General features: G+C 66.4%; 21 protein-coding genes and 1 pseudogene. 10 read left to right on the top strand and 12 right to left on the bottom strand.

Annotated elements, in window-relative coordinates; translation table 11 throughout:
• Positions 1 to 559, top strand: a pseudogene (locus BMX93_RS13310) (IS3-like element ISAar43 family transposase); the annotation flags it as partial.
• Between the two features lie 19 nt (positions 560 to 578).
• Here the strand turns inward: BMX93_RS13310 and BMX93_RS08045 are convergent.
• The 5 genes from BMX93_RS08045 to BMX93_RS08020 all read right to left on the bottom strand — a co-directional run bounded on the left by BMX93_RS08045 (position 579) and on the right by BMX93_RS08020 (position 5,088).
• Positions 579 to 1,826: an AlbA family DNA-binding domain-containing protein gene (locus BMX93_RS08045; protein WP_025402418.1), complete on the bottom strand. Its 1,248-nt coding sequence runs from the start codon at positions 1,824 to 1,826 to the stop codon at positions 579 to 581.
• Positions 1,827 to 1,927: 101 nt separating this feature from the next.
• Positions 1,928 to 2,395 (bottom strand): hypothetical protein, encoded by a 468-nt coding sequence (locus BMX93_RS08040; protein WP_236082492.1) that lies wholly within the window; start codon positions 2,393 to 2,395, stop codon positions 1,928 to 1,930.
• A 999-nt stretch (positions 2,396 to 3,394) separates the two neighbouring features.
• Positions 3,395 to 3,985 (bottom strand): relaxase domain-containing protein, encoded by a 591-nt coding sequence (locus BMX93_RS08030; protein WP_091969892.1) that lies wholly within the window; start codon positions 3,983 to 3,985, stop codon positions 3,395 to 3,397.
• Between the two features lie 22 nt (positions 3,986 to 4,007).
• Entirely contained in the window at positions 4,008 to 4,304 is a 297-nt protein-coding gene (locus BMX93_RS08025; RefSeq protein ID WP_091969890.1) for a hypothetical protein, read from the bottom strand.
• A 79-nt stretch (positions 4,305 to 4,383) separates the two neighbouring features.
• A complete protein-coding gene (locus tag BMX93_RS08020) occupies positions 4,384 to 5,088 on the bottom strand; it encodes a TetR/AcrR family transcriptional regulator (protein WP_218139276.1) in 705 nt (234 codons plus the stop codon).
• A 69-nt stretch (positions 5,089 to 5,157) separates the two neighbouring features.
• Between BMX93_RS08020 and BMX93_RS08015 the strand changes: the two genes are divergently transcribed.
• From BMX93_RS08015 to BMX93_RS07995, 5 genes are all read left to right on the top strand, one after another.
• Entirely contained in the window at positions 5,158 to 5,913 is a 756-nt protein-coding gene (locus tag BMX93_RS08015; RefSeq protein WP_091969888.1) for an SDR family oxidoreductase, read from the top strand.
• Positions 5,914 to 5,950: 37 nt separating this feature from the next.
• A complete protein-coding gene (locus BMX93_RS08010; protein WP_091969885.1) occupies positions 5,951 to 6,259 on the top strand; it encodes a nuclear transport factor 2 family protein in 309 nt (102 codons plus the stop codon).
• Between the two features lie 149 nt (positions 6,260 to 6,408).
• Positions 6,409 to 7,602, top strand: coding sequence for a low temperature requirement protein A (locus BMX93_RS08005; protein WP_143052856.1), 1,194 nt, complete (start codon positions 6,409 to 6,411; stop codon positions 7,600 to 7,602).
• Positions 7,599 to 8,282 carry a choice-of-anchor A family protein gene (locus BMX93_RS08000; RefSeq protein WP_091969952.1) on the top strand — a complete coding sequence of 228 codons (684 nt, stop codon included), beginning with the start codon at positions 7,599 to 7,601 and terminating at the stop codon, positions 8,280 to 8,282. Before BMX93_RS08005 ends, BMX93_RS08000 begins: the two co-directional genes overlap by 4 nt.
• Positions 8,283 to 8,517: 235 nt before the next feature.
• Positions 8,518 to 8,703, top strand: a complete 186-nt coding sequence (locus tag BMX93_RS07995) for an IS3 family transposase (protein WP_091969883.1) — start codon at positions 8,518 to 8,520, stop codon at positions 8,701 to 8,703.
• Positions 8,704 to 8,844: 141 nt separating this feature from the next.
• Here BMX93_RS07995 and BMX93_RS07990 read toward each other — a convergent pair whose 3' ends face one another.
• The 3 genes from BMX93_RS07990 to BMX93_RS07980 all read right to left on the bottom strand — a co-directional run bounded on the left by BMX93_RS07990 (position 8,845) and on the right by BMX93_RS07980 (position 11,410).
• A complete protein-coding gene (locus BMX93_RS07990; RefSeq protein WP_091969882.1) occupies positions 8,845 to 10,101 on the bottom strand; it encodes an MFS transporter in 1,257 nt (418 codons plus the stop codon).
• A 145-nt stretch (positions 10,102 to 10,246) separates the two neighbouring features.
• Positions 10,247 to 10,735, bottom strand: coding sequence for a MerR family transcriptional regulator (locus BMX93_RS07985; protein WP_091969880.1), 489 nt, complete (start codon positions 10,733 to 10,735; stop codon positions 10,247 to 10,249).
• Positions 10,736 to 10,861: 126 nt separating this feature from the next.
• Positions 10,862 to 11,410, bottom strand: coding sequence for a TetR/AcrR family transcriptional regulator (locus BMX93_RS07980; RefSeq protein WP_091969878.1), 549 nt, complete (start codon positions 11,408 to 11,410; stop codon positions 10,862 to 10,864).
• Between the two features lie 198 nt (positions 11,411 to 11,608).
• On the opposite strand from BMX93_RS07980, the gene BMX93_RS07975 reads away from it, so the two are divergent.
• A complete protein-coding gene (locus BMX93_RS07975) occupies positions 11,609 to 13,306 on the top strand; it encodes a 3-ketosteroid-delta-1-dehydrogenase (RefSeq protein WP_091969876.1) in 1,698 nt (565 codons plus the stop codon).
• A 33-nt stretch (positions 13,307 to 13,339) separates the two neighbouring features.
• Here the strand turns inward: BMX93_RS07975 and BMX93_RS07970 are convergent, their stop codons facing one another.
• Positions 13,340 to 14,764, bottom strand: a complete 1,425-nt coding sequence (locus BMX93_RS07970) for an NAD-dependent epimerase/dehydratase family protein (protein ID WP_091969874.1) — start codon at positions 14,762 to 14,764, stop codon at positions 13,340 to 13,342.
• 194 nt (positions 14,765 to 14,958) lie between these two features.
• Here BMX93_RS07970 and BMX93_RS07965 point away from each other — a divergent pair, with 194 nt between their 5' ends.
• Positions 14,959 to 15,936 (top strand): LacI family DNA-binding transcriptional regulator, encoded by a 978-nt coding sequence (locus BMX93_RS07965; protein WP_091969873.1) that lies wholly within the window; start codon positions 14,959 to 14,961, stop codon positions 15,934 to 15,936.
• On the opposite strand, the gene BMX93_RS13550 is transcribed toward BMX93_RS07965, so the two are convergent.
• The gene (locus BMX93_RS13550; RefSeq protein WP_177170135.1) at positions 15,937 to 16,320 is read right to left on the bottom strand and encodes an alpha-L-rhamnosidase C-terminal domain-containing protein; all 384 of its coding nucleotides are present in this window, start codon (positions 16,318 to 16,320) and stop codon (positions 15,937 to 15,939) included.
• A gap of 558 nt (positions 16,321 to 16,878) precedes the next feature.
• On the opposite strand from BMX93_RS13550, the gene BMX93_RS07955 reads away from it, so the two are divergent.
• On the top strand, positions 16,879 to 18,171 hold the full coding sequence (locus BMX93_RS07955; protein WP_143052855.1) for a hypothetical protein: 1,293 nt from the start codon (positions 16,879 to 16,881) through the stop codon (positions 18,169 to 18,171).
• Between the two features lie 108 nt (positions 18,172 to 18,279).
• Here the strand turns inward: BMX93_RS07955 and BMX93_RS07950 are convergent, their stop codons facing one another.
• Positions 18,280 to 18,948: a ferredoxin--NADP reductase gene (locus BMX93_RS07950; RefSeq protein ID WP_091969868.1), complete on the bottom strand. Its 669-nt coding sequence runs from the start codon at positions 18,946 to 18,948 to the stop codon at positions 18,280 to 18,282.
• 340 nt (positions 18,949 to 19,288) lie between these two features.
• Here BMX93_RS07950 and BMX93_RS07945 point away from each other — a divergent pair, with 340 nt between their 5' ends.
• Positions 19,289 to 21,001 (top strand): glycerol-3-phosphate dehydrogenase/oxidase, encoded by a 1,713-nt coding sequence (locus tag BMX93_RS07945; protein WP_091969866.1) that lies wholly within the window; start codon positions 19,289 to 19,291, stop codon positions 20,999 to 21,001.
• A 77-nt stretch (positions 21,002 to 21,078) separates the two neighbouring features.
• Here the strand turns inward: BMX93_RS07945 and BMX93_RS07940 are convergent, their stop codons facing one another.
• The gene (locus BMX93_RS07940) at positions 21,079 to 21,735 is read right to left on the bottom strand and encodes a trimeric intracellular cation channel family protein (protein WP_091969864.1); all 657 of its coding nucleotides are present in this window, start codon (positions 21,733 to 21,735) and stop codon (positions 21,079 to 21,081) included.
• Positions 21,736 to 21,857: the final 122 nt, after the last annotated feature.

The raw sequence follows: 21,857 nt of genomic DNA, 5'->3' as shown, positions 1-21,857 counted from the left end.
ACGCGTTGGGTCTTCGACCGTCGACGCCCCGGCAGCGGTCGCACCGAACCTCGTGTGGGCGGTGGACTTCCAGTTCGACGCGGACGAGCAGGGCCGTCCGATCAAGATCTGCTCCATCGTCGACGAGCACACCCGCGAGTGCATCGGCGGGCTCGTCGAACGGTCGATCACCGCGGACCGGCTCACCGCCCACCTCGAGGACCTCGTCGCCGTCCGCGGCGCCCCCGCGGTGCTCCGATCCGACAACGGCCCCGAGTTCATCAGCGACGCGATGGCCGACTGGGCCGGCACCCGCACCGGCCTGTTCTACATCCCACCCGGCTCGCCCTGGCACAACGGGTACGTCGAGTCGTTCAACAGCAGGCTCCGCGACGAGTGCCTGAACATCAACAGCTTCTACTCGCTGCTCCACGCCCAGGTCGCGATCGGCGACTGGAAGACCGAATACAACCACGACCGCCGGCATTCATCGCTCGGCTACCTCGCACCCGTCGACTACGCTCGGCAATGCACCCATCAATCGGAAACCGACGACTCGCACAGCGACCGGACCGAATGAAGGGGGCGGCCCAGCCCGACTAGTCGTGATCTGACGGATGGATCATCTGTAAGTTGGAGATGCCGCCCTGATTGATGCAGTCCTCCGCGAGATCGTGCACGCGCCAGTAGAAGTCGAGGTCAGACTCTGCTGCGTTCACTGTGGCTTCAACTGGCGTGTACCTACTGAGCGGGACAGATGAACCATCAAAGTGAAATCCGAAATTGTCGACCGTTGAGATCATCAGCTGTTGTTCGCCAGTCCAATCGATTCCAACCCGGATGTCGTACTCCTCACCTCCAGTCGCCTCTGCGGTCCTGCGAACGAGTGCCATGAAATCGGCCACAGCGCACTCAATCGCTGCGGATTGAACGTGCCAGCCGTCGAAGTAACCGTCGCTACTCATGCGGTGTCCACCGACGGCAGATGCGAGGGTCACTGATCCGTCATGATGGATGCTCATCCAAGATTCCTTCCACGACGAGCCCTCGCTAGTAGCGGTATTGACGGCCTGCCATCTGCGCAGGCCTGGGCGTGGGTTGAAGCGGTCAACACTCTCCAGCGGATGAATGCCGCCGCGACCGGCATAGTGGAGTGCAAGGCTCTCGGTCTTCGTAAGAATTTCGCGAGCTTCGTCGCGTTTGAGGCGACCCCCGACGCGCGGGAGGCGCGGGTGGGCAACAGCGATCAGCCAAGCGCGCGTCCCTGCGTCTCGTCCACCTGCTGCTTCCACATATAGCTTGTCGAGGGCCTCGGTGGCGTGGCGACGCTCGTCGAAGCGGGCACGGTACATCGCTTCGATCTGGCGTTCTTTCATCCACACCGTGTCGGCGTCGTTCCGGACTGGCGCGCCGAAGTAGTCACCCTTGTAGATGAGGTGTGGCCCATCGACGCTCGCGGGCACCTCTACTACGACGGCATGCTTGTCGTCAGGCGAACACAGCCGGACCACGTTCAAGCCGAAGACAGGTGGGGTAATCGCTGTGATCGCAGCGCTACGAAGCGTGCGCTCGTATCCTTCGTCGAAGTTTCCAACGTCGACGCGCGCCGTCGCGGCCTTCTGGGACTCAGTTACTCCGAAGACGATGACTCCGCCCCCACTGTTCGCCATGGCGGCGACATCTTTCGGAAAATCCGTTTGAGGTAGCCCCTTCTGCGGAGGGAGTTCCGACTTCCAGTCCAGGTCGTCCGACTCGGTTGCACCCAGTGTGACTGCCGCGCTGAGCAGCTCGTCCGTGACTGGACTGGGTCCGACGCCGAGGACGCGATGGAGGGCAGTGAAGCTCATAGGCCAAGCGTAGATCTGACCACCGACACGGCGCTGGGCCCGAGGCCATATGAGGCTCCCAAAGCGCGCTCAGGCTCACTTCGCTGGGCAAAGATCTTGCCCTACAAGCGGACGAGTGGGCCGACAGGGCGCCGGAGTGCTCGACGCTCACGGGACTCCGCGGCGCGGACGCGGAGCAGCGCCACGAGGCTGACCGGTCCCATAGCGATGAATTTGAATGAGTCCCAAATCAAGATGACAGTGACGGCGAAGAGCCATCTGGGCGCTCCGCCGTGTATAAGTGCCATGAGGAGCGATGCGGCGTAGAGGTATGGGATCGCGAGGAGCATGGCTGGGATGCCCCACTTGAGGCCGCGGCGCGAGCGGAGCGCATCGAGCGCGATGTTGGTCGGCATGTACCGACGCATGATGGTTCTCACGCGGACGCTAACAGTCCAGATCAGTCGAAGCACGGCGACAGTCCTCTCCGAGTCTGCGGCGACAAGGATAAAGAGGATCGGCCAGCCGAGAGGCTCGCCGTCCCACCGCATCCAGCGGCGGGGCAAGCTGATGAAGATCGCCGGTACCATTCTACCGCGAGCACCGAGTGTCGGGAAGACCTGGCATGGCAACGGCAGCGCGGGAGCCACCGCAGTTGTCGGACCGGGATGCCTCCTGGTTCCAGACACGGGGGCGGACCGAAGAGGTCGCGCAGTGGTACGAGCAACGCGCCCAGGTTGTGCCCACGCTATAAAGAGAGCTTCCAAGCCTCCCGCTCGAAGAGGATGACCCGCCCGATGATTGAGGCGCGGTCCTATACCCTTCCATTTTGACAGGGCCAGCGTCCTACCTGGGGCGCCCGTGCGAGTCGCGCATGGCGACGCCGCAGGCCGTCAGGTGGTTTCGCACGGTGCCGCCGTTGAACCCGAGACGCCCTCCGATTTGCTCCAGCGACTCACCGGACTCATAGCGGCGTGCCATCTCCGTGATCTCGTCGGGCGTCGGAGAGGCATTGCGGATTCGTACGCCTCGCAGACGGAGTAGGTCGGCGAGCCGGACTCGGCTGACGCCAAGTTCCGGTGCGAGGTCCCTGAGCTTGGCCCCCTCGGCGTACCGAACCTCAGCCGCTGCAAGTAGTCGCTCACTCGGCTGAATAACTTGGTGCGTCTCACGGAACGAGCGCGCCTCGCCCCCGATCGGACGTCGCCGGACCGATCGAACGACCATCAGTGCACGTCGGAGCCGCGGGGCAAGTTTCGAAAACAGTCCCCGTAGGTCCACCATAAGAGGCTTACTGCAATCGGGGTCCTCGTAAACGCCGCCAGGCAGGTCAAGCCAGAGGTTCTGTAGTTCGGCCAGGCCGCCCTTCGGGGCGGCTTTTGACGTTTCTGGGCCGGTGTGGCGGCCTGCGCGGCATGACGACCTGGCCGGGTGTTGCGCCCGCTGAGAGGGCCTCCCAGCCGCTTTGAGCGGCGAGGAGTTCCCGGAGCGGCGAGCGGATGTCGTCTCCGACGACCTCCTCGTGGGCGACGTGGACGTGGGCGAAGATGGCCTGGTTGAGCTTGCGGCGGGTGGCTTTGAGGTTGACCTCAGTCGCGGCCGGTTGCCCCGGTGCGGGTGGCTGCAACCTCCCGCTCCATGAACGCAACCACCTCCGCAACCGCCGCATGATGCGCGTCCGCGATCAACGCCTGCGAACCCGCGTCCGCGACCGCCCACAGCACGCTCGCGGACTTCGGGATGCTGAACGTGAAGTCGAACCCCGCAACTGCCCGCCGAGTCCCACGGGCAGTCTCATCGGACTCGATTGCGGCGACCGCCTCGGCTCGTGATGCCGGCCCGGGCGTGGGATCAAGTGCCCCGGTGCGTGCCTCGATCCGCTCGGCCACGCTCCGGTACTCCGGGTAGGTGCGTCCAAGAGGATCGCCGGTAATAAGGTCGCGGCCCATGCCGACCAGGAGTTGGAGCTGGGCTTCAGAGACCTGATCGCCCACACCAATCCGCCCACCGCCCAGCGTGGCGACTCCGGCGCCGAGCCAACGCCCCGGCGGCGTGCCCTCGGCGTTGTAGTAGCGCGTCAACGGAGTCGAGAGCGAGCGGTCGCCATCGCCGGCCGCGACAGTGCGCAGCAGGTACTTGTACCCATCGCCAGCGCTCATCACGCGCATCGAAACCGTCATCCACGCCGCCCTATCTGCTTGCTCACGAGGTGAGCAGCGGCCCGCTGAAGGCGGGCTCAACCTCGATCTGCAAGAGGCGTGATCGCCACCAGGTTCGGCTCGACGATGACTGGCCTCGAACCACGGTGCACTCCATGCGGGCCGACGGCAGTCCCCTCCTCAGGTTGGGGGGCAGCGCGGGCAAGAGCGTGAACACGCCCAGGCTGATCATGACGAGACCGCTCTCCAGCTCGATCGTCACGGTCACGCGTGGTCGCGCGAGCCAACGGTTGGCGGCGTCGGACACCAGCACCAGACTCACGAGATGGAACAGGCGCATGTGGTCAACCTCAGGCAGAGACCCGCAGCCCATGCTGGAAAGGTGCGAGGGCTACCTGCCCCGCCAAGCCCCCAAAGCATTATTGCCCGACGGCATCATCCGCGGCGGCGAGCCGCCTCAGCCACGCGGACAGCATCGCGGTCTCTTCGAGGCCGAGCGTGTCCGGGTGCGCGGCGACGTGCTCGAGAACGCGGTGGATGTCGGCTCGACCGGTCCCGGGCGCGGCTGCGGTGCCGGTGATGGCGGCGATGGCACCGTCGCGGACGGCGTCGGAGAGAGTGCGGTCGGTCTGGGCGAGGACGATCTGGCGGAGAGTGACTCCGATGTTGGTGACGAGGATGTGCGCAGCGGCCTGTTCGGGCGGGACGACGAGGCGTCCCTGCGCGTCGGCCCTGCGAGCGAGCTCGAGGAGGATCTCGCTAGGTCGAGACTGCGGCGCCGGTGAGTACCCCGGGCGAACTTTCCCATACATGAGTGTGTAGAAGCCGGGGTTGGCGAGGCCGAACGCGACGTGCGCGTCCCAGCCATCGCGCATGTCCTGGATCGGGTCGCCAGTGGACTCGTGAGCGGACTTGACCGAGAGGTACAGGTCGAACCCTCGCTCGATGACAGCCTCGAGCAGACCCTGCTTGCTGCCGAAGAAGTGGTAAAGCGTGGGCATCTTCACCCCGACCGCATCGCAGATCGCACGCAGGGAGATCTCCTCGCCGGGCGACGCGGCGATCATGTCCGCCGCCGCATCCAGCAAGCGAGCTCGCGTATCGCTCTTCTCCGGTGTTGTCATACCGCTACAGTACCCTGTACTGTCGATACAGCGACCCATACCGTCGTGACACGAACGAAGGAGCATGTCTTGACTACCCACACACTGAAGGGCAAGAACGTCCTCATCGCCGCCGGCGCGAAGAACCTGGGCGGCCTCATCGCTCGGCAGGCCGCTGAGGCCGGCGCGAACGTGGCGATCCATTACAACTCCGAGTCCACGCGTCCGCAGGCCGAGGAGACGCTCGCCGCGGTGCAGGCCGCAGGCGGCACCGGCGTCGTGCTGACCGGTGACCTGACGGTCCCGGCGAACGTGGCGACGCTGTTCGCGGATGCGGAGGCCGCGATCGGGAAGATCGACGTCGCCGTGAACACCGTGGGCAAGGTGCTGCGCAAGCCGATCGTCGAGACCACCGAGGAGGAGTACGACTCGATGTTCGACGTGAACAGCAAGGCGGCGTACTTCTTCATCAAGGAGGCCGGCACCCACGTCGCCGACGGCGGCAAGGTGATCACGATCGTGACCTCGCTGCTGGCCGCGTTTACCGACGGCTACTCCACCTACGCGGGCAGCAAGTCTCCCGTCGAGCACTTCACCCGCGCGGCGGCGAAGGAGTTCGCCGCTCGCGGCATCTCGGTCACCGCGGTCGCGCCCGGCCCGATGGACACGCCGTTCTTCTACGGGCAGGAGACCCCGGAGCGGGTCGAGTTCCACAAGTCGCAGGCGATGGGCGGTCAGCTCACCCAGATCGAGGACATCGCCCCCATCGTCACGTTCCTGGCTACCGAGGGCTGGTGGATCACCGGGCAGACGATCTTCGCCAACGGCGGATACACCACCCGCTGACCCAGCCGGACTGCCCGACAGATCTCGGAGACGACACATGACGACACCCACTCTCCCCGAACCGGTCGCGACGTTCGTCCAGCGCGTGAACGCGCATGACGAAGACGCGTTCCTGGACGCTTTCACCCTTGACGGGGCCGTTGACGACTGGGGCCGCACCTTCACTGGGCGCGACCAGAGCAAAGCGTGGAGCGACAAGGAGTTCATCGGCGCCCGCGGCACCCTCACCGTGGAAGAGGTCACCGTCGTCGGCGACTGGCGCTCGACCTATGCCAACGGGCGCCCGAAGTTCGTCTTCGACGTCTCCGGCGACAAGCTCTCGAAGATGACCATCCGAGAGGGCTGACACAGACCGCCAAACGGGCCGCTCCTCGCCGGCAGCCGATCATCCGCCCCTGGGAGCCTCGGCAACCAACCGGGGCAGGGGCGACCCGTTTGGCCTTCATGACTCGTGCCGGGCTGATTCACGCGCCCGCCCCGGAAGGACGCCATACGATGACCGACACCAGTCGCGGCGCGTTGCGCCGCATGCGCGCACGTAACCCCCACGAGAACCATCGCGCCGCCAGCCCGCTCGAACTCTTCTTCGACCTCGTTTTCGTTGTTGCGGTGTCCCTCTCCTCCCAGCAGCTGCACCACATGGAAGCAGACGGGAACCTAGGATTCGGAGTCCTGGGATACCTGATGGTGTTCTTCGCGATCTGGTGGGCATGGATGAACTTCACCTGGTTCGCGACCTCGTTCGACACCGACGACTGGCTCTACCGAGTCATGACGTTCGTGCAGATGGGTGGGGTCCTCGTCCTCGCCTCCGGCACCGGCCCGGCGATGGAGCAACACGATTTCACACTGGTGACCATCGGGTACGTCATCATGCGACTCGCGCTAGTTGGGCAGTGGCTGCGCGCCGCGATCAGTGACCTTGACCTGAGGTCCACCGCCCTGCGCTACGCCACCGGAATCATCGTCGTCCAAGCCGCATGGGTCGCAAGGCTCTTCCTTCCCGACACGGCAGGATTCGTCGCGTTCTTCGTCTTGGCGGCCGCGGAGATCGCCGTCCCGATGTGGGCAGAATCCCACCGGCCCACACCGTGGAACCCGCACCACATTACCGAGCGGTACAGCCTGTTCGCCCTGATCCTCCTCGGCGAGTCGATCCTCGCCTCCACGAACGCGATCATCGAAGCCCTCCACGAAGGCCACCACATCCCGGATCTGCTCACCCTGTCGGCCGCGGGACTGGTCATCGCCGCCGGCATGTGGTGGGTGTACTTCTCGCGAGAGCACCACGACCATATCGACTCGCTCCGATCTTCTCTGATCTACGGGTACTTCCACTACCTGATCTTCGCCGCCGCGGGCGCGTTCTCCGCCGGCGTCGAGGTCGCCATCGACGCGACCTCCGACCACGCCGAGGCCACCGGTATCGCGGCATCCGCGACGCTCACCATCCCTGTCGCGCTCTTCGTCCTCGGAATCTGGGCCCTGACTATCCGCCGCACCCTTGCGCCTCTTGGCAACTCGGTCTTCTTGTTCGGCGTGCTCGTCATCCTGGTCAGCACCTCCCTCCCCGGCACCGGACCCGTCGTCGCGACCGCCGTCGGCACCGCCTCGACCGCCGTCGCCACCGAGATCGACCGGAAACGCGCTTCACACGGCGTCAACCTAATGCCAAAGGACCGTGCATGACCCTCCGTTTCTCTCACATCGGGCGCAAGCTCCTCACCAGTCTTGTCGCCGGTGGACTGATCGCACCCGCACTCGTGGTCGCTGGAGGGGCGGCTCCGGCGTTCGCAGCCCCGGACGAGTGCCCCCCGCCAGGGTTAATGCCGGCCGTGGACAACGACGGCATCAACGGCATCGCCACCGAACCCGGCGGTGCGATCATCTCAGGAGCACAGCGGCAACGCCTCGGCGCAAATCAAGCGCTCGACCCGTTCGGCGACTTCGACCAGCGCCTGCAGAACGAATCGCGCACGCTCATGGCCGTGGAGCCGACTGGCATGATGCGCAACCCGTGGGGTGGCCGCTTCGAGCCCCTCGGCGACGGTGTTTCGTCTCTGCAGGTGTTCATGCTCACCGCGGCGCAGGCAAGCGCCGTCACCGAGATTGACTTCGCGAACGTCCCCGGCAACACTCCCATCCTGATCAACATCACGGGCGGGCCTGTCACGATGTCCGGCCTGTCGTGGGTACCCATCGACGGAGTCCGTGTCGACGACCCGGCAAGCAGCAGCACTGCACTCGGCAATGCCGCCTCCCGGATCGCCTGGAACTTCGCCACCGCGACCGCGGTCGCGATCACCGGATCGTCCCAGTTCGTTGGCGCCATCCTCGCCCCCGAGGCCGGGACGACCGAGGCACGGTAAGCACCAACGGCCGCATCTATGTCAGCGGGAACTTCACGACACGCGGAACCGGCAACGAACAGCACAACTACCCCTGGACCGGCATCCCCGTCACCAGCTGCACCCGAGACGTGACTCCGGCTCCTTCGGTCGGGGGTTCGACGCGGTCAAAACGATCACCGGCGACGGTGCCGATCGGGTCCCGCCCGACACGACTTTCACCCTCGCCTACGAGTACACGATCGACGGGGCAACCATGATCGATATCCTCACCCTTCCCGCCAAAGGGACCCCCATCGATGCCCGCAGCGGCGCCTACACCTGGATCGGCTCCTGGTACAACGCCCGCCGACGCCACTCAGCGATCGGCTACCTCAGCCCACTACAGTACGAACACCACCCGCCCCGACAGGCCGACCAGACCGCCCTCCAGACCGCCTGACCAAACACCCACCCTGCCCGGATTTCGGGGTCACCTCAAAAGGGGAACCCGCCAAGACAGTGTCCGGGTCATGGGGCCAACCTCACAATCCCAACCGGGCGTGATGGCGCCCAGTAGCAACCCCGGTCTTCTCCTGACCGATCAGCTCGGGCACTGCGTCGGCTGCTTGCCCGCGAGAGAAGACCAGGCCGCTCCACCACCCAGCTCGCCGGCCGCATCGCTCCCCCGGTGGCGACGGTCCCTGACCGTGTTGACAAGCCAGGACAGGAGGAGCACGGCAGGCAGGCCGCCACCGACCAGACAGACACCCACCCATCCGCGGGCGTCATACACGATTCCCGAAAGCGTGGAGCCCAGGGACATACCGATGAAGCCACTGGTGATGAAGACGGCGGTGATCCTTGACCGGGCTTCGGAGTCGAGGCTGTAGAGCACGGACTGGTGGGTGACTTGCAGTCCCTGAGCCGCAGCGTCGAGGGCGAAGACACCCGCGATGAGCCAGATCATCGAGTGCATGTGGAGAGCCAGGGCACCCCACGAGCCGAAGAGCAGCAGGGCAAAGCCGCCCGTCATCGCGCCGGCCAATCCGAGATCCCCAAGTCGCCCGGCGATACTCGCCGAGGCAGCCCCCGCTGCACCGAGCAACCCGAACAGGCCGATCGCCGCCGTCGAATAGCGGTACGGCGGTGCAGAGAGGAGATAGGTCAGCCCTGTCCACAGCAGGCTGAAGCTGCCCAGACCAAGGAAGCTGTAGAAGGCGCGGCGGCGCAACTCGGGCTGGACGCGTACCAGCGTGACCAGCGAACCGAGCAGTTGCCGGTATCGCGCAGCCGAGCGCGGCGGGTCGGTGACCATGACCCGCCTCAGCGCCACCGCGAGAATCGTGACGGCGACCCCGGCCAGTGCGTAGATGGCGCGCCAGCTTGTCCATTCGGCCACGAGTCCGGAGACGGTGCGCGCCAGCAAGATGCCCAGCAAGAGTCCGGTCATCACCTGCCCGGTACGCCTGCCTCGCTCCGCATCGTCGGCATGGGACGCCACATAGGGCACGAGGACCATCGTGGCGCTCGAGAAGACCCCTACCAGGAAGTTGGCGATGGCAAGCATGGCGAAACTGACGCTCATACTTGCGGCCAACAGCCCAGCAACGCAGACGGCCAGCATGGCCGAGACCAGCCTCCGCCGGTCGACACCGTCACCGAGCGGAACAATGAGCAGAACGGCCAGACCATAGCCGAGCTGGGCCAAGGTGACGATCAGCCCGGCCTGCTCCGGCTGTCTGCCGAACTCGCCCGCGATGTCTGCGAGCAGGGGCTGGGCGTAATAGATGTCGGCGACAAGTGCGCCCGCTGCCGTGGCGAACAAGGTCATCGCGCCGCGCGAAAGAACTGATGCCATCACATGCTCCTTGGAGTGGATATGAGATCTCGGTGGCTCGCGGCGCCGAGGTGAGGGCGCACGCCACCCCGGCTCCGCGCTCCTGGCGCGCAGCCGTCCGGGAATTGGTCGAGCCTGCCGGCTCGTGTGGGGCCTTGATGACGAACTAGGTGGTTGCCTCGCCCGCAGCCGGGGTCTCACCTCCGATCAGGTGGACGTAGTAGGCGATCTTCGCGTCCACAGCGGCCACGTTCTGTGCCAGTTCCGCCCGCTGGCGCTCCACGATTTCGCGATGCTCGCGCAGGAGATCCAGGCGCTGACGGGCCGTCGACGGCCCCTGGGCCCGCAGCCGCACATACTCCGCCACGGTCTCGACCGGCATACCGGTAGCTCGCAGCCGCCGAACGAAGCGGATGCGCTCGATGTCCAGGTCGCTATACACGCGCCGTCCCCCAGCGGTACGCGAAACCGGTTCGATCAACCCCAGCCGCTCGTAATAGCGCAGTGTGTCGATGCCGAGACCGGTGCGCTCGGATACCTCGCCCACCGACCATTCCGGCACCACCTGGGCGAGTGGAACATCGAGAAGCCGAGCCAGCTCCGCCAGATCGCTCATCGTCTTGTCGTGCACGCCCACCACCTCGCTACATCCCATGACATGACGGTATTTCCTGGACCGCACTCCAGATCAAGCCGCGTGAGATATCCATCGGTCCTGGCCGACCCGGCCAGGACGCCGAGACCCGATCCGAGCTCGCGCCACCGGCGCCGGCCCTGCTCCTCAGCCGAGATCGAGCAGACGCTCACCGACGTCGACGATTCCGCGTCGCAACTGCTCGTCGGACAACTGGGCGATTTCGGGGTCTCCTGCCGGCGCGACGAGTCCGGCCAGGAACATCGCGACTCTCAGCGGCGCCGTAGCAGGCTCATGGTCGGGCTGCAGCTCCCGGCGCAGGACGGCGAAAGGCGCGGCGAGCCGGGGTTCGCTGGCCACGAGCGCAGGCACCGCGACGTCCCTGAGCATCACCGCATAGAGCTGCCGGTGGGTGACGGCCTGCTCGGCAAGCCCCTCGACAAGCGCCCTTCGTCGAGCACCGCCAGCCGGCAGACTCCCGACGCGCTCTACGAGCGCAGCCACCTGCTCGAAGGCCGGCCACAGCACCGCCAGCACGATGGACTCCTTCGTATGGTGATGGTGGTAGACGGCCGCTTTGGAGACGCCGAGTTCGTCGGCGATCATCTGCAATGAGGTGCCCGAGACACCATGGCGGGCGAACAGCTTCAGTGCGGCCGGCAGCAGGACCTCCTCGCGTGCATCGCCCCTGACCATGCTCCCTGCCTCCGGCCCGTCCTCGTGCTCGCCACCGGCTGTGCTGTGGGCCGAGCAACCTCGTATTGCCCTTGCCGATCGGCTAGTTCTCCGTCATGATCATGACATGCCACACAGCGGTGGCAGCTTTCACTCCCCGGCAGGACACCACACGAGACACATCCCACGACACATCGCAGCGCAGTGAGGAGTACCGAGATGCCCACCAAGAAGCAGCCACCGGCCGGGCCGGCTGCGCACGACACCACCGTCGACCTGCTGGTCATCGGCTCCGGCACGGGAATGGCAACCGCCCTGTCCGCACACGAACAGGGCCTGAAAGTCCTCGTGGTGGAGAAGACGCCATACGTCGGGGGCTCCACCGCGCGCTCGGGCGGCGCCTTCTGGATCCCCGCCAATCCCGCCCTGCTGCGCGATGGCTCCACTGACACGCCACAGCTCGGTCGCGAGTACATCGGCGCGGTGGTGGGCGACGAGTCCCCTGAACCGCGCTGGCGGGCCTTCGTGGACCAGGGGCCGCAGACGGTGGACATGCTCGAGCGCACGACACCTATGGAGTTCTTCTGGGCAAAGGGTTACTCCGACTACCACCCGGAGAATCCTGGAGGCGCCGCCATCGGACGCACCTGCGAATGCAAGCCCTTCGACGCCGCCCAGCTCGGTGAGGAGCGAGCACGTCTGCGCCCTGCCGTGCTCGAGGCGCCCATCCCCATGCCGGTGACCGGCGCCGACTACAAGTGGATGAATCTCATGGTCCGCACCCCGCTGGAGTCCTGGCCGCGGATCGCGTGGCGCGCCGTGGAGGGAATCGGTGGCCTGCTCCTGAAGAAGGAGTTCACGGCCGGCGGACAAGCACTCGCCGCCGGACTGTTCACCGGCCTAGTGAGAGCAGGGATACCCGTCTGGACGCGCACCGGGCTCGTCGAACTCCTCGAGGAGGACGGCGCTGTGGTCGGGGCCGTCCTGGAACAGGACGGCCGAAGGGTTAGCGTCCGGGCGGCCAGAGGGGTCGTCCTGGCGGCCGGTGGATTCGAGCACGACATGGCGATGCGCCGCGAATTCCAGTCCTCGACACTCGCCGAAGACGTGAGTCTCGGCGCGGAAGGCAATACCGGCGATGCCATCAAGGCCGCTCGCCGGCTGGGAGCCGGGCTCGCCGTGATGGAGGAATCCTGGTGGTTCCCCGCTCTCCAGCCGCTTGCGAAGGGGGAATACCCCCAGGTTCTCCTCGCCGAGAGATCCCTGCCCGGATCGCTACTGGTCGACGAGACCGGCAGGCGCTTCATCAATGAGTCCCGCGACTACATGTCCTTCGGACAAGAGGTGTTGCGGTTGCGCACGCAGGGCCGTCCACTGTCCCAGATGTGGCTGGTCATGGACCAGAGCTACCGCAATCGTTATGTCTTCGCCGGAGTCGTCTTCCCCGCGATGTCCTTCCCGAAGCCCTGGTACGACGCCGGAATCGTGGTGCGCGGCTCACAGCCGCGATCCCTCGCCCAGGCGATGGGCGTGCCCCCCGAGGACTTCGCGCAGACTCTCGAGCGCTTCAATCTGGAAGCCGGCGCCGGCATCGACTCCGAATACCACCGGGGCGATTCGGCCTATGACCGCTATTACGGGGATCCGACCTGCCTGCCGAACCCGAACCTGCGTCCGCTCAAGGGCGGGCTGTACGCCGCGCGCGTCGTGCTATCAGACCTGGGAACCTGCGGTGGTCTGCGTGCCGACGAGCACGGGCGCGTTCTCCGTGAGGACGGTTCGGCGATCCCTGGGCTCTACGCGCAGGGGAACACCGCAGGCAATGTCTTCGGGCGGACCTACCCCGGGGCGGGAGCGACGATCGCCCAGGGTTTGGTCTATGGCCACATCATCGCCAAGCATGCGGCGACGGCGTGACGAACGGCGCTGTTCAAGACTGCCCTGCCCGGTTCACAGCACCTGGGCCAGGAACTTGTTCGCTTCGGCCTGGTCCTCGTAGTGGCTCCAGTCACGCACGCACACCGGGCACCAGTGGCCCGCCTCGAGAATCAGCTTCGGGCTCGCAGCGAACAGGTGACCTTCGGCGCACTTCCACATGAGCGGACGGCACGGCACGTCGTCCGACAGCTCGTCGCTGACGAGGATTCCCCCGCGGAACCGGGCGGCGTCGCGCACGATGTCGGCGTCCCAGCGCTCGGCTGGCACGGATTCGTCGAAGCCGTGGTCAAGGTAGCTGGGGGTGCGGCTGGGTGCCGGGGGCGTGAACGTCGACCAGTCCCCGATCTCCTTCCATGCCTCGCGGGAACCGAAGAACGCCCGGATGGCTTCCTTGTTGTTGGTACGCAGTGCGTGCAAGGTGCCCCGTGGCCGCTCCGCAATCCGGCGCATGACCAGTTCCCGCACGATCCATCCCGGGACCTTCCCCGCATTGCGGACAATGGGCGGCTGGGCTTCGGTTGCCCGCTCCAGTGCCCCCTGCCAGGGGTCCTCCCTGAAGTGCACGAGCGACTCCAAGTGATCGGAGTCGGTGTACCACTGCCCGTGGAAGTTCTTCAGGGCGAACCAGTCGCGCCGGTACCAGGTACGGACGTCCGCAACCCCCATTGCGCCGCCAATGGCTTCCTGCAGTTCCCAGTTCGTCAGCCGCCACTGCTCGCCGCCCCCCACGTTGTACACGTGCCCCCAGAACTCCTCGGGCACGTCGTCTTCCGCGAGATTGGCGGCCAGTCGTCCGGCATCCTCCACCGAGACCCATTCCATGACATCCGCGAACGGCGAATGCGTCATGATGGGGTCGCGGATCTCGAGCATGCCAGGATGGAAGATGCCGGTCTGGCGCAGCCACGCCCATCGCGGCAGGCCCGATTCCACCATCGTCCGCTCGGCGATCACTTTGGTCTGACCGTACTCATCGCCCCAGGACACCGCGACGGGATCTCCGATCCGGCCCCAGTGATGAGGAACGGCCCTGTTACCGGTCTCGGCCACCGAGCCGACGCCGACGACGCGAACCGCCGAGGGATCGGGTAGCGCACGCACCGCCTTGACGATGTTGGACACCGCCCGCGGGTTCACCGCCCAGGCCATCTCGGGATGCGCATCGGCCAGTGGAGAGACGACAGCGCCGATGTGGAGCACCACATCAACCCGGCGCACGCACTGAGCCACGACGTCCGCATCGGTGAGATCTCCCCAGATGATCTCGAGATTGTCCATGTCGGCGAACTGCTCCATCACCGCACGGTCCTTCGGCGTGTCGAGGACGAGAGCGATCACCTTGAGGTGATCGCGCCCGCGCAGTTCGGCGAGCGTTGCCCGACCCCAATTGCCCGACGCCCCTGTCAGCAAGACCGATCTGCGGCCATCGCGTGCCATACGCTTCCCCTTTGTCGTGGTGTTCAACCAGTACGCACAGTTCTTTCAACTGCGGAATTCACTGAACTAGTGCGCGCTAGTTCGTTCAGGCTACTGTTCATGCCAGGAACTCACTACTGTGAAAGGTCCCATGGGGATCCTGATGTTTCCCGGATGGTACGAAGGCCTGCACTCGCAGCCGGGCGGGAGGTGTCATGCGAAGCAACCGCGTCACCGCTGCCGATATTGCCCGAGCGACCGGACTCTCGCGTGCCACCGTGGGATTCGTTCTCAACAACACCCCCGGCCAGACGATCTCGGAAGCCACCCGACAGCGCGTCCTGCGCGTGGCGAAGGATCTGGGATATCACCCTCACCCGGCCGCCCGCACTCTTGCGCGTGGCCGATCGAACATCGTCGTGCTGCTGCTGCCCGACTGGCCGCTCGGATACTCCCTGGGCCGTAACCTCGACGAGGCCTCCCAGGCACTGGACGCGCACGGCCTGACCCTCATCACCCAGACGATCCGCCCCCGCACGAGTGCACATCCCTTGTGGGAAGCGGTCTTGCCCGATGTGGTCATGGGGCTGCTTGCCTTCCCCGCCGAAGAGGTACGCAGAATGCGCGCTGCCGGTGTCCGCGCCGTCATCCCGGACGGGTCGGACGGTCAGTTTCGCGTTGACCAGCTCACCTTCACCGACGGCCCCGCCATGCAGGTCGAGCACCTGCTTACCCGTGGAGCCCAACGACTGGTATGGGCACAACCAGGGGACCCCCGGCTCGCGAGCCTCGCGCAGGAGCGCTATGCGACCGCCCGTCGGCGGGCGGAAGAACTCGGCCACACCCTTGAGACCGTGATCGTGGGCACCGACCGGCCCATGACCGAACCGCTCGTCGTACCACGCGCCGGGGAGCGGGTCGGGGTGGCTGCCTTCGACGACGAGATGGCGGCGCGAGTCGTCGGCTCCGCTGTACGCGCCGGGATCGCGGTGCCCGATCAGCTGGCAGTGATTGGTCACGACGACACCCCGATTGCCGCACTGTTCGTCCCCGCGCTCACGACCGTGCGGATCGATGTCTCGGGCCTCGGAAAGCTGATGGCGGCACTGGCCGTCCACTCGGTGCTGGGAAACCCCATGCCTGCCGTCGGGCCGGAGGCGAGAGCCCAACTCATCGTCCGGGAGTCCTCCTGATCACGCGGGGACCAGAGCACGGTATTCACAACTCAGGTCGTGGCTGCCACTGGTGAGTTCCCTGGACGAGCCATCGGGCATGGTCACAGTGCAGCGCGTCGACACCGGGACCTCCGCGTGCACGGCGAAGGCATCGTCACGAATGCACCATCTCACCGCGATCCGCCCATAGGGCGTTCTCACATCGCCCACCGCCCAGCTGAGCCCGCCGCCAGGCCGAGGAGCGACGCGAAACCTCGCCCGCCTGGAACTCCTTCTTGAGATTCCCGTGCCTATCGGTGAAAACCGTGCGGTACGACTCGCTGACCCTGCGCGAGAGCTCCTTGCGGCACGCGGCGTCCTCGTCCTCTCCCAGGAGAGAGGCAATGCGCGAGAGGAGCTCACTGGAATTCGCAAGCAAGGTAGGCAGTCCCTATCCACCTCCTGATGGCCTTGTGAGCTGTGTTCGCAGGACACCGACGCAGCCCGTGCGTTCGGCCGCGGCCCAGCTCCCTGCACCAAAGCCTTCGCGCGCGTGGACCATCGGCACGAGGGCAGTCCTCAGGTGCCCGGGAGCACCAGCTGCGCAAGGATCAACTCGCCGGGTGGACGGAACCATTCTCGAGGCGGCACCGGGGTTGAGCCGCGCCCACATTGAGGCTTAATATCAGCTGAGAAGATCTGGGAAACCCTCTCAGGCATCGGTCAGCGGCAAGTACCCCCACAGACGCGAACAACCTCCGGACGAGGACACGAGTGAGTGCACACAGAGCCCAGGAAGAGGCTGGTGACCGGGCCGACTCGTCGCACCTCCTGCGGCCTCGATCTGTGGAAGATTGCCTTGTCCCGATCGAGCCGTCCCAGAACCACTCGCCGGAACGCGCCGAGTACCCCCACCGGGCCGCGAGGCATCTACTCGACGAGTCGGAGCCATACCCGGCAGCCATTCCGCAGCGCGCATCTGTGACCACCGCGCCCCTCGACACCGGGGGACCGCTTCGCGCCGCACTCCCCACCGCACAGCACCCGGCACCATCCGCGACCATCGCTCGGACTGCTCTCGCCTGCGAGTCGTTGTCCGACGCCAGCGCACGCCATGCCACCCGCGCCGCCTCGCCCGTGCGCGCAATGGACCCGGGCTCCGCCGACAGCTCGGGAGCTCTTCGATATCGCACCCCTGCCCGCGCGGCAGTCCCCGCCCGCACTGCAGGCCCTGCCCGCGCTGCAGGCCCTGCCCGCGCCGCAGGCCCTGCCCGTGCCGCGGTCCCCTCGCGTGCCGCATTCGAATCAAGCGAGTTGGTGCGAACCGGCGCGTCCGCCGCCCGAGCCGCCTCACCCTGGCAGGTCCCCAACGACCGTGAGCTGCCGCCCGGCACTGCGGCGCCAACGCGTGCCGTCACCGCTGCATACACCTCGCCGTCGGCGTCCGACCGACGCGATGCCACGCCGGCGTCCCGCCGGCGGACATCGCGCCGGATCGGCACGAAGACTCTCGTCAGCACCTTCGGCATCGTCTCGGTGTTCGGCTCCCTCGCCTGTCTCAGCGTCTCGGCAGGTGCTGCAGCCACCGGCACTCCGATGGTGCCCAAGACTTCCATCCAGAATGTCTTTCGCGCCAACCTCACCACCGCGAGGCCGCCGTCCGCCGCCAGCACCACCATCGGGCAAACCGCACCCAGCGCGACAGCGCCGGCCACGACGCCCTCCCGGGAGCCCTCGCCTGGATCGACTCCGCCCCCCAGCGCTCCCGCCAGCCCATCCGACTCACCCACCCCAACACCAAGCACCCCTGCCACGCCGAGCCCCGCTCCCCCCGTCACACTGTCGGTGGACGGGATCGTGGCACCCGGCCAGAAGGCGCCGCTCTCGACTGCAGACGCACTGGCCAGAGCCGCGTCAATGGCCGGGAACCAAGACTTCGGCAATATGTGCCTGGCCCTGGTGGCCACCTTCTACGGCTACACGAGTTCTGGGGTCGACAGCGCACAACAGGCTGCGGAGCAGGTGACTGCGGCCGGGCAGATGCATACCGATATGTCCCGGATCCCGCTGGGAGCACTTGTCTGGTACAGCGGTTCGCCGGTGGGAAACCCCTACGGCCATGTGGCGATGTACGCCGGAAACGGCAAGATATACAGCAACGGCGCCGGACCCGGGGGCCAAGTGGGCCTCATCTCCATCGACACCCCGGTGAAGAGTTGGGGTGAGCCATATATCGGCTGGTCTGGAGTCTGGCTGCCCCACGCAACCAAATAACAGTCTCGCCAGAGCGGGCCATATGACGGTCTCGCAAGAAGACCGGGCCGTGCGCGCGCCCGCGTCGTCGACACAGGTTGGTCACCGGCAACGGCAAGAGGAGCTTCCTCAGTAATCCTTCTCGTCGTAGCCCGGGAACCAGTCCTGCTTCACGGCGATCCCGCGCCGGGTCAGTTCCTCGCCCACCGTGTCGACCATGGCCTCGGGGCCCGACAGGTAGACCGGACGGGTACCCGACTCCGGGGCCTTGGCGAGGATGGTGTCCGCGTTCACCGGCTCACCCACGATGTAGTCGATCGTGAGTTCGGGATGCTCAGCACCGATCGTGCCGAACTCGGACCTGAAGGCGAAGTTGTCGTCGCGTCCGAAGTAGAGCAGATGCGCCGGAATCCTTCGCCCGGCGGCTGCCCGCTGGGCGAGGAAACTGCGATAGGGAGTCACGCCGATACCTGCCGCGACGAGCACCACCGGGTCATCGCCGTCCCAGATGAAGTCGCCGCCCAGCTCCAGCACATCGATCCGATCACCGGGCCGCAACCCGTTGAGGGCCTGCTTGAACGCGCTTCGCGAAACACGGGTGGTGATCTTCACCACCCCTTCGCTCGGGGCGGCCGCGATGGTGAAATAGCGCGTCCTCGCGCCCTCGTCACCGTCCACGGTGTCCAGGGCATAGCGCTGATACTGGCCCGGTGACCACTGCTCGCTGGTGTTCTCGAAGACGAAGGTCCGGATGTTGCCCACCTCGTCATGTGCATTCAACAATCTCAGACTTGCCATCGGCCTACCCCTCTTCCCACGCCCCCGCGCCTGCCGGCGCCCACCGTGCGGATTGCCCGGGAGCCAGCATCCGGAGGGATCCCGGAAGGCTTCGGGCGGCTCGTGCCCATCCTAGGAGCCGCATCGGGCAGCGCACCGACGCATCACGCGAGTTCGCCGTGGGCACAGGGCGGGCTGACAAACACGGTGGCTTCGGGCAGGGAGCTCGCGGTGCCAGCACCACCTGAGCCACCGCTGCGAGCGCTCGTGCACGAACGTGCACGTGGTTTGAGGCAGCCGCGCCTGCGAGTAAGGCTTGCCTCACCAACCGAGTAATCATCAGATGCAAGGGAGCATGACGATGACTGTCCTATCACCCAATCAGCGCGCGGAATCCATCGCGGCCCTCGGTGCGCAAACCTTCGACGTCCTGGTCATCGGCGGTGGGGTGACGGGCGCGGGCATCGCCCTCGACTCCTCCTCACGTGGCCTCACGACCGCTGTGATCGATGCCCAGGACTGGGCCGGGGGCACCTCATCGCGCTCATCCAGACTGGTCCACGGCGGCTTGCGCTATCTGTACAACCTCGACTTCACCCTGGTGGCCGAGGCCCTCAAGGAGCGGGGGCGTCTGCTCACCACCATCGCGCCGCACCTGGTCCAAGCCCAGCCCTTCCTGTGGCCGCTCAAGAAGCCAGTCGTCGAACGCGCGTACTCGGCCCTTGGCGTAGGCATGTACGACGCCCTCGCGCTCATCGGAGCAGGCGGGCACAAGAGCGTTCCACTCCAGCGCCATCACACCCGGGCCGGGGCGCTGCGCCGTTTCCCCGACATCAAGCCCGACGCGCTCGTCGGTGCCATCGAGTTCTACGACGCCAGGGTCGATGACGCCCGGCTGGTCATCACGCTGATCCGTACCGCCCTCAAGTACGGCGCCCAGGCGGCCAGTCGGGTACGGGTTACGAAGATCCTCAAGGACGACTCCGGCAGGGCGATCGGTGTGCTGGCCACCGACGTGGAGTCCGGTGAGGAGCTGACCATCACGGCACGACGCATCATCAACGCCACCGGCGTGTGGACCGAGCAGACCCAGGACCTGGCCGGCGGCAGTGGCGGCCTCAAGGTGCTGGCCAGCAAGGGCATACACATCGTCATTCCTCGCGAGCGACTCAAGGCCACGACGGGCATGTTCCTGCGGACGGAGAAGTCCGTGCTGTTCATCATTCCCTGGCAGCACTATTGGGTAATCGGCACCACCGACACCGCCTGGCACGAACAGCTGAAGAACCCGGTGCCCACCAGTGCCGACATCGACTATGTGCTCGACCACGCCAACGAGGTGCTCGCCGAGCCTCTCACCCGCGAGGACATCATCGGAACCTATGCGGGCTTACGTCCGCTGCTGCAGCCCAAGGTGCTCGACGAGACGAAGTCCACAAAGGTCTCGCGCGAGCACACCGTGACCGAGGTGATCCCGGGGATGGTCGCCATCGCCGGCGGCAAGCTCACGACCTATCGGGTGATGGCCGAGGACGCCGTGGACTTCGCTCTCGGCCCGTCACTGGCAAGGGCCAAGCCCTCCGTGACCGCTGGACTGCCCCTGCTGGGGGCTGACGGCTATGCGGCGATGCGCAACCAGGCGGCGCGGCTCGCCGCGAAGTACGGCTTCGATGCCGACCGGATGAAGCATCTCTTGTCCCGCTACGGCTCCGAGCTGCCCGATCTGTTGGCGGACATCGATGCCGACCCAAGCCTGGGAACCCCCCTGGGCGCCGCACCGCAGTTCCTGCGTGCCGAGGTGCACCGCGCCTGCACGGTCGAGGGTGCGCTTCATCTTGAGGATATCTTCGTGGCGAGGGTCCGGCTCAACTCGGAGGCCCGCGACCGCGGTGGGTCGGCGGTCGATGAGGTGGCCGAGATCGCGGCCTCAGCACTGGGCTGGGACGCCGAGCGCACGGCCCGCGAGAAGCAGAATTACCGCGAGAGGATCGCCGCGGAGCTGGCAGCCCAGCGCCAGCCCGACGACGCCGCCGCGTCGGCGGCGCGGATGGAGGCGCCGGAGATCGTCGGCTGAGGCATATCGGGCGACCACCACCCCGGTCCACGCGTCTGTGGCGCCGGGGTGGTGGCGGCGGGCAGGGATCTACGGACTCAGGTGCGGGTGGGCAGATCACGTGTGGGCGAGGGAGGACGGGGCAGCGACCATCTGAATCGGATCGCCAAGAGCCGGAGCACCAGGCCCGCCATGACGGCAGCCCACCTCGTGACGACGGGTGCCACTCCCAGCCGGGACAGCCCGACATAGACGACGCCATTGGCAAGCGAGGTCAAGGCGTAGATCTGGCTCACGAGCACCAAGGGGCGCTGGCGCGCCAGGAGATCGCGCATCACTCCCCCGCCGATACCGGTAATGAGGCCCAGCACGACGGAGTTGAATGGATCGATTCCTCTACCCAGGGCCAATCCCGTACCGGCAACGCTGAACACCGCGAGCCCTGCGGCATCGGCAACGAGGATCGTCGCGCGGTTGTCGAGTGGGTGTTTTGGATTGCGATAGGCCTCGAGGATGACCAGCACAGCCGTGAGCACGGACACCCAGATGGGCCAGGCGTCGAGGAGCCAGCTCACCGGGCCGCGTGCCATGAGGACATCGCGAAGCGTGCCGCCGCCGACCGCGGTGACGACCGCCAGCACGACGATACCGACCCAGTCCATGTCCGCGCGGATGGCGACAGTTGCCCCGGAGATGGCAAAGGCGACGATGCCGACGACCTCAATAAGGAAGAAGGGGTCGGTGAAGGGGTTCATCAGCTCAGTACCTCGTCAGTCATGATTGGGCTCTTCCCAGATGAGGGTGTAGGCGACGCAGCAGCCGTGGTGGGAGGGCGCGGCGCGTCGGTGCCCGGATAGTGGCCGAGGCCTTCCGAGGA

The sequence above is a fragment of the Propionibacterium cyclohexanicum genome, from assembly GCF_900111365.1.
Taxonomy (GTDB): domain Bacteria; phylum Actinomycetota; class Actinomycetes; order Propionibacteriales; family Propionibacteriaceae; genus Propionibacterium; species Propionibacterium cyclohexanicum.
This window is presented reverse-complemented; position numbering and strand designations above follow the sequence as displayed.

Excerpts from the sequence above, each read along its gene's own strand:
- BMX93_RS08025 (WP_091969890.1), bottom strand. The coding sequence starts at position 4,304 with ATGCGCCTGTTCCATCTCGTGAGTCTGGTGCTGGTGTCCGACGCCGCC.
- BMX93_RS08045 (WP_025402418.1), bottom strand. The coding sequence starts at position 1,826 with ATGAGCTTCACTGCCCTCCATCGCGTCCTCGGCGTCGGACCCAGTCCA.
- BMX93_RS08020 (WP_218139276.1), bottom strand. The coding sequence starts at position 5,088 with ATGACAACACCGGAGAAGAGCGATACGCGAGCTCGCTTGCTGGATGCG.
- BMX93_RS07990 (WP_091969882.1), bottom strand. The coding sequence starts at position 10,101 with ATGGCATCAGTTCTTTCGCGCGGCGCGATGACCTTGTTCGCCACGGCA.
- BMX93_RS07975 (WP_091969876.1), top strand. The coding sequence starts at position 11,609 with ATGCCCACCAAGAAGCAGCCACCGGCCGGGCCGGCTGCGCACGACACC.
- BMX93_RS08000 (WP_091969952.1), top strand. The coding sequence starts at position 7,599 with ATGACCCTCCGTTTCTCTCACATCGGGCGCAAGCTCCTCACCAGTCTT.
- BMX93_RS07985 (WP_091969880.1), bottom strand. The coding sequence starts at position 10,735 with ATGGGATGTAGCGAGGTGGTGGGCGTGCACGACAAGACGATGAGCGAT.
- BMX93_RS07940 (WP_091969864.1), bottom strand. The coding sequence starts at position 21,735 with ATGAACCCCTTCACCGACCCCTTCTTCCTTATTGAGGTCGTCGGCATC.
- BMX93_RS08005 (WP_143052856.1), top strand. The coding sequence starts at position 6,409 with ATGACCGACACCAGTCGCGGCGCGTTGCGCCGCATGCGCGCACGTAAC.
- BMX93_RS07965 (WP_091969873.1), top strand. The coding sequence starts at position 14,959 with ATGCGAAGCAACCGCGTCACCGCTGCCGATATTGCCCGAGCGACCGGA.
- BMX93_RS08010 (WP_091969885.1), top strand. The coding sequence starts at position 5,951 with ATGACGACACCCACTCTCCCCGAACCGGTCGCGACGTTCGTCCAGCGC.
- BMX93_RS07980 (WP_091969878.1), bottom strand. The coding sequence starts at position 11,410 with ATGGTCAGGGGCGATGCACGCGAGGAGGTCCTGCTGCCGGCCGCACTG.
- BMX93_RS08040 (WP_236082492.1), bottom strand. The coding sequence starts at position 2,395 with ATGGTACCGGCGATCTTCATCAGCTTGCCCCGCCGCTGGATGCGGTGG.
- BMX93_RS07970 (WP_091969874.1), bottom strand. The coding sequence starts at position 14,764 with ATGGCACGCGATGGCCGCAGATCGGTCTTGCTGACAGGGGCGTCGGGC.
- BMX93_RS07945 (WP_091969866.1), top strand. The coding sequence starts at position 19,289 with ATGACTGTCCTATCACCCAATCAGCGCGCGGAATCCATCGCGGCCCTC.
- BMX93_RS07995 (WP_091969883.1), top strand. The coding sequence starts at position 8,518 with ATGATCGATATCCTCACCCTTCCCGCCAAAGGGACCCCCATCGATGCC.
- BMX93_RS08030 (WP_091969892.1), bottom strand. The coding sequence starts at position 3,985 with ATGACGGTTTCGATGCGCGTGATGAGCGCTGGCGATGGGTACAAGTAC.
- BMX93_RS07950 (WP_091969868.1), bottom strand. The coding sequence starts at position 18,948 with ATGGCAAGTCTGAGATTGTTGAATGCACATGACGAGGTGGGCAACATC.